We start from the raw sequence: 17576 nt of genomic DNA, 5'->3' as shown, positions 1-17576 counted from the left end.
GTGAGAACAGGTCCATCCTGCTGCTGAGAATTTTCGGAAAAGTGGATAAAACTTCCATTCCACAGCGAGAAATAGCATATGTCGCACAGCGGCACATGCCACGCCGGCCGCCAAAACTTGGGGTGCGGTCCAGCCAGTCGGTAACAAGCGACGCGCCGGAAAAGTCGGATGTCGAAGCTTTTCGTTCCGAACTTGAATTGATGTTGGCATCAATGTCTGCCGCGCTTGCGCGCAATCAATGGCGGAGCGATGGCATCGACAGTCACGTCTCTGGTCCGGATTCGACTTTGGAAAGCGATGTCGCTGACGCCGTTCGGCAGCTTTCTATTCGCGCACTCGGTGTTTGACGCGCCCGTTCCGTCGCGTCTATCGCTTCGTATTTAAAGTGCCCCAGAAGACCGCCTCCGGTGACTGTTCTGCGACTGTCGCGGTAGCGCTGCCGCCGTCGCGCGGCCTCTCCCTGGTCGCTATGCTCTCATGATGAAATTGCGCCACAGCGGCTGCCAATAAGCCACCCCGCCGACCGAGATGCTGTGCGCGACCGGATCTTGGTGCGAAGGATCGCTTTTAATGGTACTACTCATGTAGTACCAAATAACTACAACTCGCGATTCGCGGTGACGATCTCACCGCTCTGACCACCTTCAACGGAAAAAGCGCCAGCTTTTCCGAACGCGGAGTTGCGTGTGCTGCGTAAAAACACTGGGGAAACTTCGCATGGGCAGCAAACGCGCTCCTACCCTCCACCTCTTCCGCAACGGCGGGACTAAAAATATTGGTCGTCGTGCATGGTCGCATCGGCGAAACATCCACGGCCCCTCATTTGCGCCACCGCCAAGTTTTGTTTCAGTGTTGGCGCTCGGCATGATTATCGGCAGCGGGAGCGTCCTGGCAGACCCTGCGGGCAGTTGCAACGCAACCGCCAATAGCCTGACCTGCACCGGTTCCGTGACCAACCCGAGTGCGTTCTCGCCAACCGGCAATTTCACCGTCGATATCGGAACGACGACGCCAACAGATACGCCTGCGCACATTGAGCAAAGCAATGGCTTTGCAGGCATCAAGATCAACGCTGGAGATTTTGGCGGCACCATTTCGATGACGACCGGTTCGACCATATCGGTCGCTGCAGGCCCCGGCACCAGTCGCAACGGCATGGTCGTCGCAAGCTATAGTGGAGGGCCCAGCCGGACATATACGCTCGATATCGATGGCACGATCACGTCGAACGCCACCGATGGCGATGCGCTCCGCTTGGAAGGATCGAGCAGCGTCATTTTCAACGCGACGATCGGCCGGACGGGGCACCTCGGCGGCGGCACAGGCGATGATGCCGTCATCGTCACCGGCGCCCAAAGCCTGTTGCTGACCAACTACGGCGTTCTAGAAGGTGGCAGCGCGCATCCAGATTCAGGAGGCGAGGGCATCAACATCGGCAATGCCAACGGCTCCGGTGAGCGGATCGCAGCAGATGGCGTGACCATTAACAACTACGGAACGATCAAAGGCACCGGAAATGCCGGCATTTCCGGCGGTCAGGGCATCATCGCGTTTGGCGCCGGTGATGTAACCATTAACAACGGTCGGCGCGGCGACATCATCGGCGCGAGCCAGGGCATTCGCGTGATCGCCGACGGTGATGTCAGCATCACGAATGATGGTGACGTCAAAGGTAATTCATCAGCCGGCGTTGAAATCGCTGATGCAAGTACGGCCAACGTCGCCAACAGGAGCCGCCATTCCATCGTCGGCGCGACTGACGGTCTCGACATTCATGACGTCGATACCGCAAATGTCGACAATGATCGCGGCCATATTGTTGGTCAGGACGGCAATGGTGTTCACGTTAACGACGTCATCGACGACGTAACTATCAAGAACAGGTTCGGCACACGCAGAAATGCCGCGACGGTGGAGGGATCCGCCAACGGCCTTTCGATTGCGGACGTCGGCGGCGACATTGCCATCGATAATCGCTTCGGAGGAAAAATCGTCGGCCATGACGATGACGGCATTCGCATACGCGACGCCGGAAGCGACGTTGCAATAAACAATTCCTTCGGTGGCAGTGTCTCAGGTCATGACGACGGCGTGAACATCAGAGACGTCGATGACAACGTTGCTATTGACAACAGCTTTGGCGGCCGCATCGCAGGTTGGCGCGATGACGGCGTCGATGTCAGAGACGTTCGCGGCGATGTTGCGGTATCCAATAATTTCGGCGGGTCGATTGCAGGGCGGGACAACGGCGTACAGATCGATCATGTCCGAGACAATGTTGAGATATCGAATGCCTTCGGTGGAAAAATTTCGGGCCGAAACGGCGACGGCATCAATGTCGATCGCGTCCGGGACAACGTCGCAATCGCCAATGTCGCTGGCGAGATCGATGGCGGCGACGACGGCATGTACATTGCCGATGTTGGCGATGATCTGCGCATAGCAAACCTCGCTGGCGGAAAGATTTCGGGTCGTAACGGAGACGGCATCCAAGCCGACGACATTGATGGAAAAATCGCCGTAATCAATGGGAGTATCAGCAGCATATCGGGCCGCCGCGATGGCGTGCATATTCGAGATGAAGATGGCGACCTATCGATAAAGAATAGCTTCGGAAGCCAGATTGCCGGCCGTTACGACGACGGCATCGACGTTAGCAAAGCGGACGATGATGTCGAAATCGTCAACAAGTTCGCCAGCAGCATCTCTGGACGCGACAATGGCGTCCAGGTTGATGAGGTTCGCGACGATGTGATGATCTCCAATAGCTTCGGAAGCACGATCTCCGGCCAGCGCGGAAGCGGCGTCGATGTCCGAGACGTTCGCGATGACGTCGAAATTGCAAATGGATTTGGCGGCAACATCTCAGGCGGCGACAACGGCGTTGAAGTTCAAGATGTTCGCGACAACGTGGCAGTCACAAATATCGCAGCGTCGATTTCTGGCCGCCGCGACAATGGTGTCGATATCTCCGACGTGAGAGGTGATGTCGAAGTCGCGAACGTCTACGGTTCCATTCGGGGCAATGACGCCGGCGTCCGGGTCCATGATGTTCGCGGCGACGTCGCGCTTCATAACTGGGGCGGTGAGATCAAGGGCCGCGATGACGGCGTTCACATCCGAGACGTCGATGACGACGTCGAAATCAGCAATAGCTTCGGTGGCGAGATTTCCGGTCGCCGCGGCGATGGCGTCGATGTTCGCGATGTCAACGACGATGTCGAGATTGCAAATGCCTTTGGGGGCACCATTCGTGGGCGCGACAATGGTATTCAGGTCGAGAACGTCGACGATGATGTCGAGATAGATAACCATTTCGGCGGCAGTATCAGCGGCCGGCGCGGCGATGGCATTTCGCTAAGCGACGTTAATGGCAACGTTCGTATCGACAATCGTTTCGGCGGTGCGGTTTCCGGCGGGGACGACGGCATCAGGGTCGAAGACGTCGATGGCAACGTCACAGTCGAGAACGACTACGGCAGCATTCGCGGACGCCGCGATGCTGGCGTCGATATCGAGGCGGACGGCGCCGTTACCATAAACAATGGGGCCGGTACGATCCGGGGACGCACAAGCGCCATCGCGCTCGATGCGGATACTGCGGAAATTAATTCGTCGGGCCTTATTCGAGGTTCTGGCTGGTCTGCGCCTGTCATAGCGCTCGCTACGGCATCAGGCGCTACGATCAACAACAACGAAGGCGGTGTTATCCGAGGATTTGGCAGTTCGCCACAAGCTCTCGCAATCGAGGCCAGCGGTGGCGCCATTGCGATCAACAACGCCGGTACCATTTTCGGCCGCGTCGATCTTTCTGCCGCGGGAGATACCAGCACTCCGAACACGTTCAATAACAGTAGCAACAATAGCTGGCACGTCACCGGAACGAGCGATCTTGGCAATGGTCTTGCCGACGCCTTCAATAATACGGGAACGATCTTCACCACAGACCCCGTCAATCCCGGTTTCAATAACGCAACGGTGCTGGCAGGTGTCGAACGCTTCGATAACGGTGCTCCGGGCGCCACGGGCACAATTGATCTTCAGGACGGACACACGGGCGACACCTTCACACTGAGCCCGACGAGCGGCGGCTCGCTGACGTTCAACGGTACGCTGGGCCGAAGCCTGCTGAAGGTCGATAGCTTCCTCGGAACAGTTCCGGGATCGAGTTCGGATGCACTCCTGATCGATGGCAGCGTGACGGGTGCGACTGCAATTCAAGTCAACAACGTCAATGCCGGTTTTGGTAGCTTCAATCCGGTGGGCATCAATGTCGTCACTGCGACGGGCTCGTTGCCGCCGAACAGCTTCTATCTTGCGAGCGGGCCGATCGACACCGGCATGTTCACCTACGATCTCTACCGCAAAGGACCGGATGAGTGGGTGCTGGCGAGCGCGCCGAACCATGCTTTCTTCGAGCTCCCAAGTCTGACATCGGCGGCTCAGTCGATTTGGCATAGCACAGCTGGCGCTTGGCTCGACAGAACGGCAGACCTGCGCACTGCATTGGAAGGCACGTGCGAAATCGGCAGTCTGAAAGATCCTAAAGCCAGTTGTGAGCGTCCGACATCGGGCGCCTGGGTCAAGGTGCTCGGTTCGTCCGAGTCGCGCTCGCGCGATCATTCCTTCACGGTGCTGAATACGACGCAAAAATCGTCCGTAGACACGCAGTTGGAGGGCGGCGGTGTCATCGGGGGCTACGACCTCATTCGTAGCATGGACGATGGGGCAGGCATCTGGTTGGCGGGCGTCATGGGCGGATATCTCCGCTCAAACCTCGATTTCGACTCATCACCAACGGGCGCGAAATTCGAAGGCGGCGCAGTCGGCGGCTATCTGACGTATCTCAGCGGCGGCTGGTTCCTCGATGGTCAGGTTCTGGCGAACATCGGCAACGTCGACTACTCGGGAAGCTTCTCGCAAAAGGATCACGCCAACGTCACGTCCATCGGTGGCGTCCTCGACACCGGCTACCGCATGGCGTACGGCACGACGTTTATCGAGCCGGGCGCTACGCTCTCTTACGTCAACTCCGACATCGACGATCTGGCGCTCTACGGCACGACCGTCAACTTCAGCGACGGCGATAGCTTGCGTGGTCGCATCGGCGTGCGCCTGGGAACGACCATCGTCAGGGAGCGAGCGAGATATGAGCCCTTCATCGGCGTCAGCGGGCTGTACGAGTTCCTTGGCAACAACAAAGCCGGCGTATCGAGCGGCGGCTATGAACTGCAGACGACGGACAATCTGACCGGTGCGCTTGGTGAAGTCTCTGGCGGCGTGAATGTCTTCAGCCTAGCCGGAGACGGGCTCAGCGCTTTCGCGAAAGGCGGCGTGCAGTTCGGCAAAGACGATTACGTCGGATATGGCGGAACCCTTGGCGTGAGAGTTGACTGGTAAACGGCAAGGAACGGGCAGGAGCGCGGAATTCTCCCTTCGCGCTCCTACCCGCATTGGGTTGCGGCGAACGAACGCCGCGTCGGATTGGAGTTCTCGCAATGACAAGATTTGTGGTGCTCACGGCCTTAATCGCTTTGTCGATACTCGGTAGCGGGCGCGCCCAGGCCGAGGCATCGCGGCAGGTCATCGGCGATTGGGTCGTGACATGCACGCTGCCAGCCTCTGGACATAAGTCCTGCATGATGACCCAGACGCTTGCCAGCGAGAAGCTCGGCAAGACCGTGAGCGTGTTCACCATCGGTCGTGACCAGGCCGGAAAGCTCAAGGCATCGATCCGCGTTCCGGTTGGTGTCTCGCTGCCGGACGGCGTCATCGTCGGCATCGAAAACGGCGACCGCTTTAAAGTTCCCTATAGCGCGTGCCATCGCATTGGACGCTTCGCGCCGTTCGATCTGACCGAGCCGTTGCTCGGGAAAATACGCAAGGCGACGAAGATTTCAGCTGTCGCACAAAGCGTTTCACAGCGACCGCTGGCGTTGAATTTTTCCGTGCGCGGTTTTCCAGCCGCTTACGAGCAATACGTCAAGGAAAGTCGGTGACGCGGCGATGAGCATAGGCACTCGTAGATCGCAGAGATCAGTTCAGGAAAGCTCAGACATGTCCGCCAAATCGAACGGCAAGGTCGTCGTCATTCCGTTCGCCCATACGGTTGCGGGGGGACGGATTGCCGATGGTTTGCAGGCGAACGAATATCGCTTGGCTCTCGGCGCGACGCCGGCGCATTTTCAAGCGCTCGATGCCCGGATCGACGGCCGCGAGAATGTATATTGCCAGCCGGTAGATCTGGATCGGCCTGAATCCGTTAATACGTTTTTCCAGATTGCGTTCGCTCAAGTTGGCCAGCCGGACGTCATCGTGCTTGAAGCGCTGCCGATAAATGGGCGCCGCCTGCCGGCGGAGAGGACCGTCGAAATCGCAACGCGCCGGTTGCTGCACTGCCTTGATGCTGCGCTTCCTCATCTTGGCGAGACGTTACATTTCTTGTTTATTGCGCCGGCCTATGGTCCCGCAGCGATCCCGATTGCAACGGCATTTCTCGGCGCTCAGGCCGCGGCGAACGGCAAGACCTCTATACCGAAAGTGCGGATGTCCGTGGTGTCGCCGCCGCCGGCATATCCATGCGACGACGCTGCATTTGCGCGGACGATCGTTCACCTGATCGAAGAGCCGCAATATCCCGATGTCACCGAGGCGGTGCTTTCGCCGACACGAAAGTCGCGCCCACGAAGCACGCGCAGCGATGTCAATGCGCGCACTCGCATCGACGCGTAATGTCGTGGGACGCAATTTGTGGTCAGTCGTTACCTTCAGAGGTCAATTGATGTGCAATCATCGCCGCACGTGTCCTGTTGGGCAGCCGCAACTTCTGCAATACGGCTGTTACGTGCCTCTTCACCGTATTCAATGAGCACGCAAGCTCCTCGGCAATTTCCGCGTTGCTCTTTCCAGCGCCCAGCAGCATCAGCACTTCGCGCTGTCGCGGGCTGAGTGTATCGACGTCCGGATGCAACGGCGCCTGCGCAGGTGCTTCACCGAACCCCGGTCCGAACTGCTGGAAGAGGGCTTTTGCAATCGTATCCTGGATGAGGCCCGGATTAAGCGACGTCGGCGGCTTCGGCGCTTTCTGAGCGGCGGTACCATCCTTCGTCTCGGGGATCCAATCCGCGATATCGACGTGCATCAGAACGGCTCCGCTCCCGATATCCGCGCCGACCGGCACGCCGATGACGACGAACCACTGCTTCTGCTTCGGCGGCTGGGAGGGAAGCACAAACGAAATGAGACTGCGCTTGCGCTTCAAAAGCTGCTGCACGGCCGCAACGTGGTCGGCGTCGTCGCAATGATCAAAATAGGATTCGCCAAGCGGATAGAGCGACAGCGCCGCCTTGCTGTTTCCATCCGAACGCCCGGATTTGATGCTCACATCCAGAATAATCCCGCGGTTATCTACGAGAACGACGTGGACGGGAGGTTCGCGCAAAGCAGGAGCTTTCATAACATTTCCTGAGGTGAGGCAGCCGGCCGGGAGGAGCGCATAGGATTCGTCTCCAGCGCGCCAGACGCGAGGTCAGATATCCGACGTTTCGGCTGCAGGCCACCCACCGAACCAAGCAAATTGGTGGCAATTCTCTTTGCACGGCCAATTTTAATGATTATGCGCAACCAGTAATGGTGAGATATTTTGGACTATCCGCAAAGATTGCAGGACTAGGCCGTTCAGGCGGCGGAATCGCTTCCAGCGATTCGCTGCTGGAAGAAGGCCAGGACCTCGTGCGCCGGTACGGCATGGCTGAAGAAAAAGCCCTGCATCGCGCTGCAGCCTTCCTCTTTAACGATTGCGAACTGCTCGGCGGTTTCGACGCCCTCGGCGGTGGTATGCATCCCGAGTGTATTTGCAAGCTTGACGATCATCGTCAAAATGGCGCGTGCTTCGAAGCTGGTCGTCAGGTCTTGAATAAAGGCCCGGTCGATTTTCAAGCGATCGAAGGGGTAGTTCCGCAAACAGCCTAGAGACGAATAGCCGGTTCCGAAATCATCCATCGCAATTTCCATTCCGAGCGCGCGCAGTTCATCGAGCAGAACGTGCGCGCGATCCGGGTTGGCCATCACGGTCGTCTCGGTGATTTCGAGCTGGAGGCGGCACGCTGGAAGACCCGCTTCCGCCAGCGCCGCTTCGAGCTGGCTCTTGGCGTTTGGAAGCTCGAATTGCGCGCGCGAGAAATTCACCGACACCTTGACATCATCCGGCCATCGGACGGCATCGCGGCAAGCTTGTCGAAGCACGACGTCTCCGATGGCGGCGATAAGCCCCAATTCTTCCGCAACCGGAATGAATTCAGCCGGAGAGACGAGCCCTCGCGTTGCGTGCCGCCATCGAACGAGCGCTTCGAAGGCAACAACCTCGTTCGTCGCAAGGTGCACGACAGGCTGATAGTGAACCTCGAACGCCTGTTCGGCGAGGGCTTGGCGAAGATCCTGATCGAGCGCTTGTTGCCGCCGGAGAGGAGCGTCCATTTGCGCTTCAAATATCTTGAAGCATCCTCGTCCCGCCGCTTTGGCCACGTTGAGCGCGACGCCGGCGCGGCGCAAGAATTCATCTGCTATATCGACGTTTTCCTGCCATGAGGCGACACCGATGCTGGCGCCGATACGAAGGTCTTGCTGGCCGAGCTTGATCGGCGCATTGATGGCTTCCAAGACAGACTGCGCAGCAGCTCCAACCGCGTATCGCCATCGTGCATCGCTCAAGATGATTGCAAACTCGTCTCCGCTGAGTCGCGCAACGATATCGCCGGGTTGGACGCAGCCGCGCAGTCGGTCCAGGACGATCGCCAAGACCTCATCGCCAGCCCCATGCCCGAGCGTAGCGTTGACAAACTTGAAATTATCGATGTCGACGCTGAGTAAAGCAATTGCGCCATGGCCTTCGCGCGAGACCGCGTCGATCCGTTCGATGAGTTGCTTGCGGCCGACAAGGCCGCAGACCGATGAAGGCCCCGCGCCACCGGCGTTGCGAGTGTCGGCGATCGTCGCCAACAGGTTGACGGGCATCCGCTCTTGACTACGGAGCAGAAGACAGGCAGCAGCGATCGCAACCGAATAGGTGAATGCAAATGCCAGCGCACTGACGAGCGGCTGTCCTGTGCCGACGCCAATAGCAAGAAAAGTCGGCGCGGCCATTGCAGCAACGATAATGCGGAGAACCATTCCGCCAGACAGCAGGATGGCCGCGGTCAGGACGGCATATGTAGGCAACAACAGGAAGAAGGCCGCAGTTGAATTCGCGACGGCAAGAAAAACCGCTATTCCGACCGTCAGCGAGCAGATGGCCGGCAGCAAGATCTGTTTGAGCGCAGAGTTGAGCGGCATCGGATTTTTCCTGAGCGCACGGAAATCCGTGAGCTCGGCTTGGACGGAAAGGATTTCTCGATAATAATAACACTAAAGTGTTATTTCGACATTAATCCGCGGGGGGGGGCATGCAACTCTTTTGTGGGATGATACGGTTTCCGCGGTGAAACGCGGCTTCCACCCCGTGTCTGGCAATGGCCAAAACAAAAATGCCGCCAGCATCGCTGAAACGGTCGCTATGGCGGTGGTGCGTAACGGATAGTCGACGAGCGAATGCGCAAGCAAAAGCGCGAGCGCGATGGCTGCGGCGCGGCGAAGCGGCAGATCGATTCCGCTCTTGGCTTTATCGTTCCACAGAGCAAGGGAACGACGAAACAGCCATGAACAAACGATCGCGACCAGGATCAGACCAACGACGCCCGTCTCGAGCCACACCTCAAGCAGATCGTTGTGGGCATGGTTCGCATACGTCAGTCCCATTTCCGGAGTAGGCTCGAAAAGCTGATAGACCGGGACGAATGAGCCAAGGCCGGATCCCCATGGCATATAGGCCATCGCAGCGGAGATCGTATTGCGAGCAAAAGGAATGCGCAGGTTGTCTGCGGAGTCCGCTCCGAAGCGTTCGAGAATGCGATAGAGTGCGAGCGGCGATAGGAAAGCCGGGATTGCGATCGCGGTTCCAATTACAGCGCTCGTAATGCCTGGGCGGAGCATCTTCAGGCGCATATCGGCTCTTGCCAAGCTAACGCTTCCCAGCAATGCGATAAACATCAGAAGCAATCCGGCACGAGACCGCGCCATCATCGCGCCAGCCATCACAATGACGAGCGCTGTAAGCCACCCAATGAGTAGCGCCAAAGAGTTGGCATCAATCCGCTTGCTGTGCACCGTTCTCGCGACCGCAAGCGTTTCGAGCAGATGCACGCCGATTAAAAGCGCTGAAACGTAGAGTAAAGCGGCGAGGTGATTCCGATTGGCGAAAAAGCCGACGGCTTCGGTTCTGTTCGTGATGTCATAGAATCGTAGCGCGCTGTGGGGGCCTTGGATAAGCTGCAGCAATCCAAGAAAAACGCTGGCAACGGCCATCGCGATGACTAGAAGACTGAGATATCGCCGCTCCACGTTGCTGAGTGTGAGAACGCCGAGAAATACCGCAATAGGAGGCAATAACGACAGCCCGCTGAGCCACGTTGCGGTCGGCGTAAGCGTCAGCGGCGAAGGTGGTTGATCACGCTCGATCAATATATATGTTTCAGCAATGACGGAGCGACCGGGCAAATGCTTCCACAAGTCCAAAGGCATCGGGACGAGTTGGAGCACCGGAATAAGCACAGCCGCAGCAATGAAGAGCAGAGGCCATTTGAACTGTCCCAAGGCCTGTCGCAAGACGATCTCGCGGAGCGCTGCAATCAGGACAAAAGCGCACAGAAATTGCAGAAAGACATCGCCCAGGGCGCCGCTTCGCGTCGCGCCACCGAGGACCAACGAAGCGCATAGGGTCGCGCTCGTCAGCCAATAAATCGTGTGATCGAAAAATATAGCTCGCGACGGCAGCCGAAATTGGCCGCGGCATCGAATGGGTGTCGTTCTGCTTGCGGGCCGCAATTTCGGCCGGGAAGACATCAAAATGAAACCAGCCTGTGGCGCGTGAGAGTCGCTGGCGTTTCGCATCGTTTGCGGCGGACTTTCTGCGACTGCTACGTCTGGTACGCTCAGGGACTTGCCGGTGGGCTGCCTCCGCCGCCGCTAAGGGCGAATGCCGCGGCCGAGATTCCGCCGATCGCTGTAGCTCCCAAAAGATAGGGCAGGGCGTCGAACTGCGAGGCCTCTGGCGCAACTGTCGTCTGCGTCACGGCAGACCAGTCTTGTGTCGCCAACGCCGACGTTTCAGAAAAGCCCCCACTTGCAGTTGGAGACGCTGTGGAAGCGGCGCTGGCATCGCCGCATGGCGCTTCTGCTGGAACGCTAAATACGATGCCGATTCCCAAACGAATGGTGCAACCATTTTTGAACGTCACTTTCGCTGAGCTACCGGCCCTTGTGACGACGGTATCTCCGGGAAAAAGATCAGCTGCATCGCGCACGCTTTCATATCCGTCTCCATGGCTGACGAGCGCGTCACCCTTCATCACCGTCAGGCGCGCGGCGTGGAGCGACGTCGCGGACGACAAAGCGGCGACAAGCGGCAGGAGTGTGCGCACCATCTGAGGCTCCCCGTTAAATAGTCCATTTGGATCATATCTCATCCTCAAGAAATCCGGAAGCGGGAGCCGCAGAAAATTCTCGTTCTCCCCATTTTATCGTTGTTTGTGAGCCACACAGAGCCGAGCGTGTCGGGTGAAGCCTTGACAGCGTGGATCGATCGGAGGGATAGGACTATATATAGTCCATAATAATTATATGGGGCGCTTGTCGCGGATGATCGACATCCATTGCCATCTTCTGCCGGGTCTCGATGATGGTGCCGTGGACCTCGCGATGTCGCTGCGAATGGCCCGCGCGCTCATCGATGACGGCGTCGAGGCCGTTGTCTGCACGCCGCACATTCTGCCCGGTCTCTATCATAACAGGGGAGCGCAGATTGAGGGAGCTGTCGCGCGACTACGCTCGCGCCTCGCCGATCATGGACTGCGTCTTGAGCTTTACAGCGGCGCTGACGCGCACATCACGGTCGACTTCGTGGCGAAGCTGGCGAGCAAGGAAATCACGACACTTGCCGACAGCCGATACGTTTTGATTGAGCTGCCGCAGCATGTCGAGCCGAGGATCATCAAGCAATTTTTCTTTCAGCTTCGTACCGCCGGCTACATTCCCATCCTTTCGCATCCGGAACGTATGCCGTGGATCGCAAGCCAGTATCGTACGATCGAAAAGCTGGTGGCGTCCGGCGTGTGGCTTCAACTTACAGCCGGTTCGCTACTCGGCGATTTTGGTCGCGATGCAAAGTATTGGGCTGAGCGCATTCTGGATGATGGCATTGCTCACGTCATTGCGACCGACGCACACAATGACGGCAGACGCTCGCCGAATCTGAGGATGGGGTACGATGCGGCTGCGAAACGCATTGGCGATGCCGAGGCTGAAAAGCTCGTCAAGAGCCGCCCGGACGCCATTCTTTGCAACGAAGCGCCGGCTTCCTGGCCATTGCCTTCATGCCGCACGACAACAGTCGGCTACAGAAATGCTTGATATGGGAAACGTTGTGGCATGCGCGAAAATACGCATTCTGAGCTTGGTTTCGGCTCTGATAGTGAGCGTCACCGTTGCTGGCTGCGGTGCCAGCCTACAGCAGAGTCCGCACTTTGCGACCGCATCTTCGACGCACAGTTCTCAGGATCGCCTCGGTCCCGAGCAGCTTAAACCGGCGGCGCTCGGCGGACAGGAAGCCCATGTTGCCGCGGAATTGGCGTCGGTCTCCAATCCAAGCAGCAGCGCCTATAAAATCGGTCCGATGGACGTCGTCGATATTTCGGTGTTCCAGGTTCCGGAACTCTCCAAGACGGTTCAGGTCGATGCCGACGGAACAATCAATCTTCCGCTTGTCGGCAAGGTTCGCGCAGCAGGTCTAACGCCGGGCGAGGTCGAGAATGATCTCACGCACCAGCTCGGAAAAAAGTATCTGCAGTCGCCGCAGGTGAATGTCTATATCAAGGAATACAATAGCCAGCGCGTCACCGTTGATGGGGCGGTAAAGCGGCCTGGCGTCTACCCGCTGCATGGCCCAGCAACGCTTCTCCAAGTCATTGCGACCGCCGAGGGGTTCACCGATACAGCCGACTCGACGGTCGCGATATTCCGCATGGAGCACGGCGAGCGCACGGCGGCCAAGTTCAATGTTGGCGACATCCGGTCGGGAAACGCGAAAGATCCGGAGATCCACAAGGGTGACGTCGTCGTGGTGAGTAATTCGACGATGAAAGAGGGCTATCAGGCACTCCTGAAAGTCCTTCCTGTCTCGAGTCTGTTCGTTTCGGTCCTTTAGCTGCGTTGACATCATTTACTGGAAGGCGACGGAATGACTCTTCCCAGCGACGCCGGTGCCGCGCCTTTGCCGTACGCTGGCGCTCAAGCACTTGAAGTTGCCGATCCCTATAAGCTGTACGGCGGCCGCCATCTCGACCCTCATACCGCCGATGGTCCTGACTTTGCCGTCAAAGTCATGGCGATCTTGCGCCTTTTGAATAAGCGGAAAGTCTTGATCATCGCCGTGACGATTGCGGTGTTTGCGCTTGGTACGCTGCGCACGTTGATGACGACGCCGCAGTTCACATCAACGCTGCGGCTGCAAATAGATCGCAATGTTGCGAAGATCGTAGAAGGTGGAAACCTCACGCCCGTCGAAGGTACCGATACCGAGTTTCTACGAACGCAGTACGAGCTGCTCCTCAGTCGAAGCTTGGCGGAGCGTGTCGCGGCTTTGGCGGGTCTGGTTGACGATCCTGATTTTTTCCGTCCGCAGTCGTTCTCCGTAATAGCTGTGATCAAAAAGCTATTTCGGTCAGGTGAGGCATCAACCCCGCCAAGCAAGCGTGAGTTGATGGCGACGGCTGCCGCCATCGTGCAGGAGAACGTTTCCGTAAAGCCGATTCCAGGCTCGCGCCTCGTAGACATTTCTTATTCCGACGCCAGCGCAGCTCGCAGCCAGAAGATTGCCGCAGCCTACGCCGACGCCTTCATCGCGTCGAATTTGGATAAGCGGTTCGAGGCGAATGCCTACGCCAAGAAATTTCTCGAGGATCAGATCAAGCAACTCAAACTCCGCCTTGAGCAATCCGAAAAAACAATGCTGGCTTTTGCCGAAAAAGAACAGATCGTATCCATCGGCGAATCCTCATCGATCGCCGAAGCAGATCTCGCCAACTCAAGTGCCGCGCTCGGAAACATCACGTCGGAGCGGATCAAGAATGAACAACTTTGGAAGCAGGTCGCAAATTCCAGCGCCATCGACTTCCCGCAATTTCTAAGCAGCAACGCCATCGACACGCTGCGGGCCAAGCGCAACGATCTCGTAAGTACGTATCAGCAGAAGCTCCAGACCTTCAAGCCGAGCTATCCTTTGATGCTGCAAATCAAGAATCAGATTGCCGAAGTCGATCGTCAGCTTTCGGCAGAAGCCAAATCCATCCGGGCGTCCCTCAGGAGCGCCTATGAATCATCGCTTAGTCAGGAGCATGAAATGACCGCTCGCGTCGTAAAATTGCGCGGTGATGTTCTAGATTTTCAGAAGCGCTCAATCGAGTACAATATCCTTAAACGGGAAGTCGACACCAACCGCCAGCTCTACAACGGCCTTCTGCAACGGTATAAAGAAGTTGATGTTGCCGGTGGCGCGGGAAGCAATAACGTCTTCGTCGTCGACAGCGCGAACCTTCCGGGCGTGCCGTCGTCTCCAAGGCTATTAAAGTCGATGCTGTTGTCGCTCTTCATCGGTTTTGGCGCCAGCATTGGGCTCGCCTACCTTCTCGAGAATTTTGACGACGTCATCGATTCCGTCGATGAGGCCGAAGACGTCACGGGGCTGGCTACGCTCGGCGTCATCCCTCTCGTCAGCGCAGAGATCGGTGTGCTGGCTTCGCTCCAGGACGCACGCTCGCCGCTATCGGAGGCCTACCGGTCGCTTTGTACATCGCTACAATTTTCAACGCCGCGCGGAATGCCGAGATCGCTGTTCGTGACGAGTGCCGGCGCCCAAGAGGGCAAGTCTGTAAGCTCGATTGCAATTGCTCAGCATTTTGTCAGGCTCGGGCTCAAAGTTCTGCTGGTCGACGCGGACATGCGCAACCCATCGCTGCACAAATACATCGCGGCCGACAGTTCAATCGGCTTGAGTTCGTATCTGTCCGGAGCCAGCGAATTGGCGGCCGTCATCCAGCAAACGGATACGGCTGGGCTGGCCTTCATGCCGTCCGGTCATCTTCCGCCGAACGCGGCAGACCTTCTCGGCAGCCCGCATCTCCTCTCATTATTATCCGGTAGCCAGGAGGTATTCGATCTTGTGATCATCGACGGCCCTCCGGTGCTCGGCATCGCAGACGCACTTCTGCTTTCCAATGCGGCCGAAGGAACGGTCTTCGCCATAGGCAGCGGTGTGGCGCGAGGCGGCGCCGTGCGAAGCGCTTTGAGGCGCTTGGAGCTTTCGAAATGCCCCGTGCTCGGCGTCGTTGTCACAAAGTTCGACGCAAACACAGCGGGCTATGGTTATGGCTATAGCTACGGGTATGGCTACGGCGCCGGTGCCTTGTCCTATGGCGCGTCGGCATCGAGTAGAGATCAGGCGTCGCCAACCTTGCCGGGGCCGGCATGAGACGTCGACGTCAGGCTCAGGCGTTGAGTGCAGCTGTCGATTTGCTGCGAATTCCATCGCAGGCGCGCATGATGCGGTCCGCTCCGCTCCCGCCCGGAATTTTACTGCTTCTTCGTCTTGCGGCCGAAGATGGTGAGGCACTCTTGGACGCGGAAAATATTACCAAGCGGGCGCGCGAATACCATCGCGACGCCGCAATTTTTTTTATCGAGCAGATTCTCCTGGCATCGAATTCGGATGCCTATCGCATGCTCGGCCTCGACAAGACCGCTACAACCGCCGAGATGCGGCGGCATATGGCATATTTGCTGAAATGGCTGCATCCTGATCGTAACACCGACCCGCACAAAGGCCGCTTGGCCCGTCGCGTTCTGCACGCCTGGAACGAGCTGAGTGCCGCTAGACGAGCTATGGAAGATAAGCTCGCTGCCGGCCAATCGAAGCCCGAGACGCGCGCCCGGTCGCCGGCACGCAGGCGGCCGATGTATTCGCAGGAAGAGATGACATCTCGCGCGCCGCAAACTGCAAAACAATGACGGGAGCCGGCGCGCAAAACGCACCACGCAACCGCCGCCGTGACGTGCGCGCCATCACCGCATCGCTTGCGGCACAGGAAGGAGGGACCACCTCGCAGCGCCGGCTGGTAAACCTCTTTTCGCTGTTGATGGCCAGTGTGCTCGTTACATTGGTCGTCACACATAGCTTTGTTGGCTATCTTGCTGCCGTACATCCGCAATGGGCGCTCGCCCTGGGCTCGTACCCCGCTGCCGAGCTGCAGATCGCGAACGACTTTGTAGTGACGGACGGCGCGTCGGGGGGGCCGAAGGGAAGTGCCGATAACCCACCGTCGGGTGCAAACACTGCTGCCATCCGCGATCGTATAACACGCGCGCTCTATCAAGACCCGCTCAACGCCCGCGCCTTCGAGCTTCTTGGGGCCCTCGAAGCGTCTCGCAGCGCGCCAGCGGCAGACAGGTTTATGCAGGCCGCAGTCAATCGCTCGCGTCGGACGCCTGCAGCGCTCTATTGGCTGGCGCGACGCAAATTAGCGCAGGGCGATACACACAGCGCTATGGCGCTCGCCGATACGATGCTCCGCATCCGTCCAGCGGCGATGTCGATCGTTGCTCCTATCGTGGCAAAAATCGCAGCGATGCCAGAGGGAGAGGACCAGGTTATCGGCGTACTCGCCGCGGCACCACCATGGCGGCAGGCGTTCTTTCACCTTCTCAACAGCCACGCAAAGGCCGCGGACGTCTCAGCGCATTTGCTGCTTGCATTGCAAGGCACGCCGCATCCGCCAACAGATCGCGAAGTCGATGGCTGCATATCGTCATTAGTCAAGAACAGGAAGTTCGAGTTGGCGTACTATACGTGGCTACAGTTTCTGCCACCGGATAAAACAAAAGATGTGAAATTGCTCTTTAACGGCGACTTTCGTTTCGAGCTGACCCCTGTCCCGTTCGATTGGTCGATTCAAGGAGGCAGCGGCGTCATTGCCGAAATCGCAAGCGACAACGATCAGCGCGGGAGAAACGTCCTGTCGATCGGCCTTAGTGGTGGACGTGTAAATTTTCATCCAATCGCACAGACGCTGTTTCTTCAGCCAGGGCGTTATCGCTTTAGCGTACGTGCGAAAGGCAGCATCGATGGCCCTCGAGGCTTGAGATGGCAGGTCGCTTGTCTTGTCCCGGCGTGGAAGATCATTGCCGAGACGCCGATGCTGCTGGGCGCAAATCGACAATGGCACGAGCAATCTTCGCCGTTTGATGTTCCGCCGGGATGTGAGGCGCAAACGCTTAGCTTGATCCTTACGGCTCGCTCTGCATCCGAAACCCTTGTGTCGGGCTCAGCTGCGTTTGCCGATATCAAACTAGAACGAGACTAGTCTGCAAAAAATCTTTGAACATAAAAATTGGCCGTGTGACCGCAAAACCATTGAGTTCTCGGCTCATGCAAT

The 17576-nt window shown here is 58.0% G+C and carries 12 protein-coding genes; 8 read left to right on the top strand and 4 right to left on the bottom strand.

Going from position 1 to position 17576, the window contains the following annotated elements:
• Positions 1–864: 864 nt before the first annotated feature.
• From HYPMC_RS14660 to HYPMC_RS14650, 3 genes are all read left to right on the top strand, one after another.
• Positions 865–5400, top strand: a complete 4536-nt coding sequence (locus tag HYPMC_RS14660) for an autotransporter domain-containing protein (protein WP_157135447.1) — start codon at positions 865–867, stop codon at positions 5398–5400.
• A 98-nt stretch (positions 5401–5498) separates the two neighbouring features.
• On the top strand, positions 5499–5999 hold the full coding sequence (locus HYPMC_RS14655) for an invasion associated locus B family protein (protein ID WP_013948765.1): 501 nt from the start codon (positions 5499–5501) through the stop codon (positions 5997–5999).
• A 58-nt stretch (positions 6000–6057) separates the two neighbouring features.
• Entirely contained in the window at positions 6058–6732 is a 675-nt protein-coding gene (locus HYPMC_RS14650; RefSeq protein ID WP_013948764.1) for a hypothetical protein, read from the top strand.
• Between the two features lie 22 nt (positions 6733–6754).
• Here the strand turns inward: HYPMC_RS14650 and HYPMC_RS14645 are convergent, their stop codons facing one another.
• The 4 genes from HYPMC_RS14645 to HYPMC_RS14630 all read right to left on the bottom strand — a co-directional run bounded on the left by HYPMC_RS14645 (position 6755) and on the right by HYPMC_RS14630 (position 11516).
• Positions 6755–7456 (bottom strand): helix-turn-helix transcriptional regulator, encoded by a 702-nt coding sequence (locus tag HYPMC_RS14645; protein WP_013948763.1) that lies wholly within the window; start codon positions 7454–7456, stop codon positions 6755–6757.
• Between the two features lie 221 nt (positions 7457–7677).
• Complete coding sequence (locus HYPMC_RS14640) at positions 7678–9330, bottom strand: bifunctional diguanylate cyclase/phosphodiesterase (RefSeq protein ID WP_013948762.1); 1653 nt, start codon at positions 9328–9330, stop codon at positions 7678–7680.
• Between the two features lie 72 nt (positions 9331–9402).
• Positions 9403–10698, bottom strand: a complete 1296-nt coding sequence (locus HYPMC_RS14635) for an O-antigen ligase (protein ID WP_157135446.1) — start codon at positions 10696–10698, stop codon at positions 9403–9405.
• 326 nt (positions 10699–11024) lie between these two features.
• On the bottom strand, positions 11025–11516 hold the full coding sequence (locus HYPMC_RS14630; RefSeq protein WP_013948760.1) for a hypothetical protein: 492 nt from the start codon (positions 11514–11516) through the stop codon (positions 11025–11027).
• A 214-nt stretch (positions 11517–11730) separates the two neighbouring features.
• Here HYPMC_RS14630 and HYPMC_RS14625 point away from each other — a divergent pair, with 214 nt between their 5' ends.
• From HYPMC_RS14625 to HYPMC_RS14605, 5 genes are read left to right on the top strand one after another with little or no spacing between them, the layout of a single operon-like run.
• Positions 11731–12501 (top strand): tyrosine-protein phosphatase, encoded by a 771-nt coding sequence (locus HYPMC_RS14625; RefSeq protein WP_013948759.1) that lies wholly within the window; start codon positions 11731–11733, stop codon positions 12499–12501.
• A gap of 1 nt (position 12502) precedes the next feature.
• Complete coding sequence (locus HYPMC_RS14620) at positions 12503–13294, top strand: polysaccharide biosynthesis/export family protein (protein WP_157135445.1); 792 nt, start codon at positions 12503–12505, stop codon at positions 13292–13294.
• A gap of 33 nt (positions 13295–13327) precedes the next feature.
• A complete protein-coding gene (locus HYPMC_RS14615) occupies positions 13328–15616 on the top strand; it encodes a polysaccharide biosynthesis tyrosine autokinase (RefSeq protein ID WP_013948757.1) in 2289 nt (762 codons plus the stop codon).
• Complete coding sequence (locus HYPMC_RS14610) at positions 15613–16152, top strand: J domain-containing protein (protein WP_013948756.1); 540 nt, start codon at positions 15613–15615, stop codon at positions 16150–16152. The genes HYPMC_RS14615 and HYPMC_RS14610 overlap by 4 nt, the downstream gene beginning before the upstream one ends.
• Positions 16149–17504 (top strand): type IV pilus biogenesis/stability protein PilW, encoded by a 1356-nt coding sequence (locus HYPMC_RS14605; RefSeq protein WP_013948755.1) that lies wholly within the window; start codon positions 16149–16151, stop codon positions 17502–17504. The genes HYPMC_RS14610 and HYPMC_RS14605 overlap by 4 nt, the downstream gene beginning before the upstream one ends.
• Positions 17505–17576: the final 72 nt, after the last annotated feature.

This window comes from Hyphomicrobium sp. MC1, from assembly GCF_000253295.1.
Lineage (GTDB): Bacteria > Pseudomonadota > Alphaproteobacteria > Rhizobiales > Hyphomicrobiaceae > Hyphomicrobium_B.
Note: the sequence above shows the minus strand (reverse complement) of the source record. Positions and strands in the feature narration are given on the sequence as shown.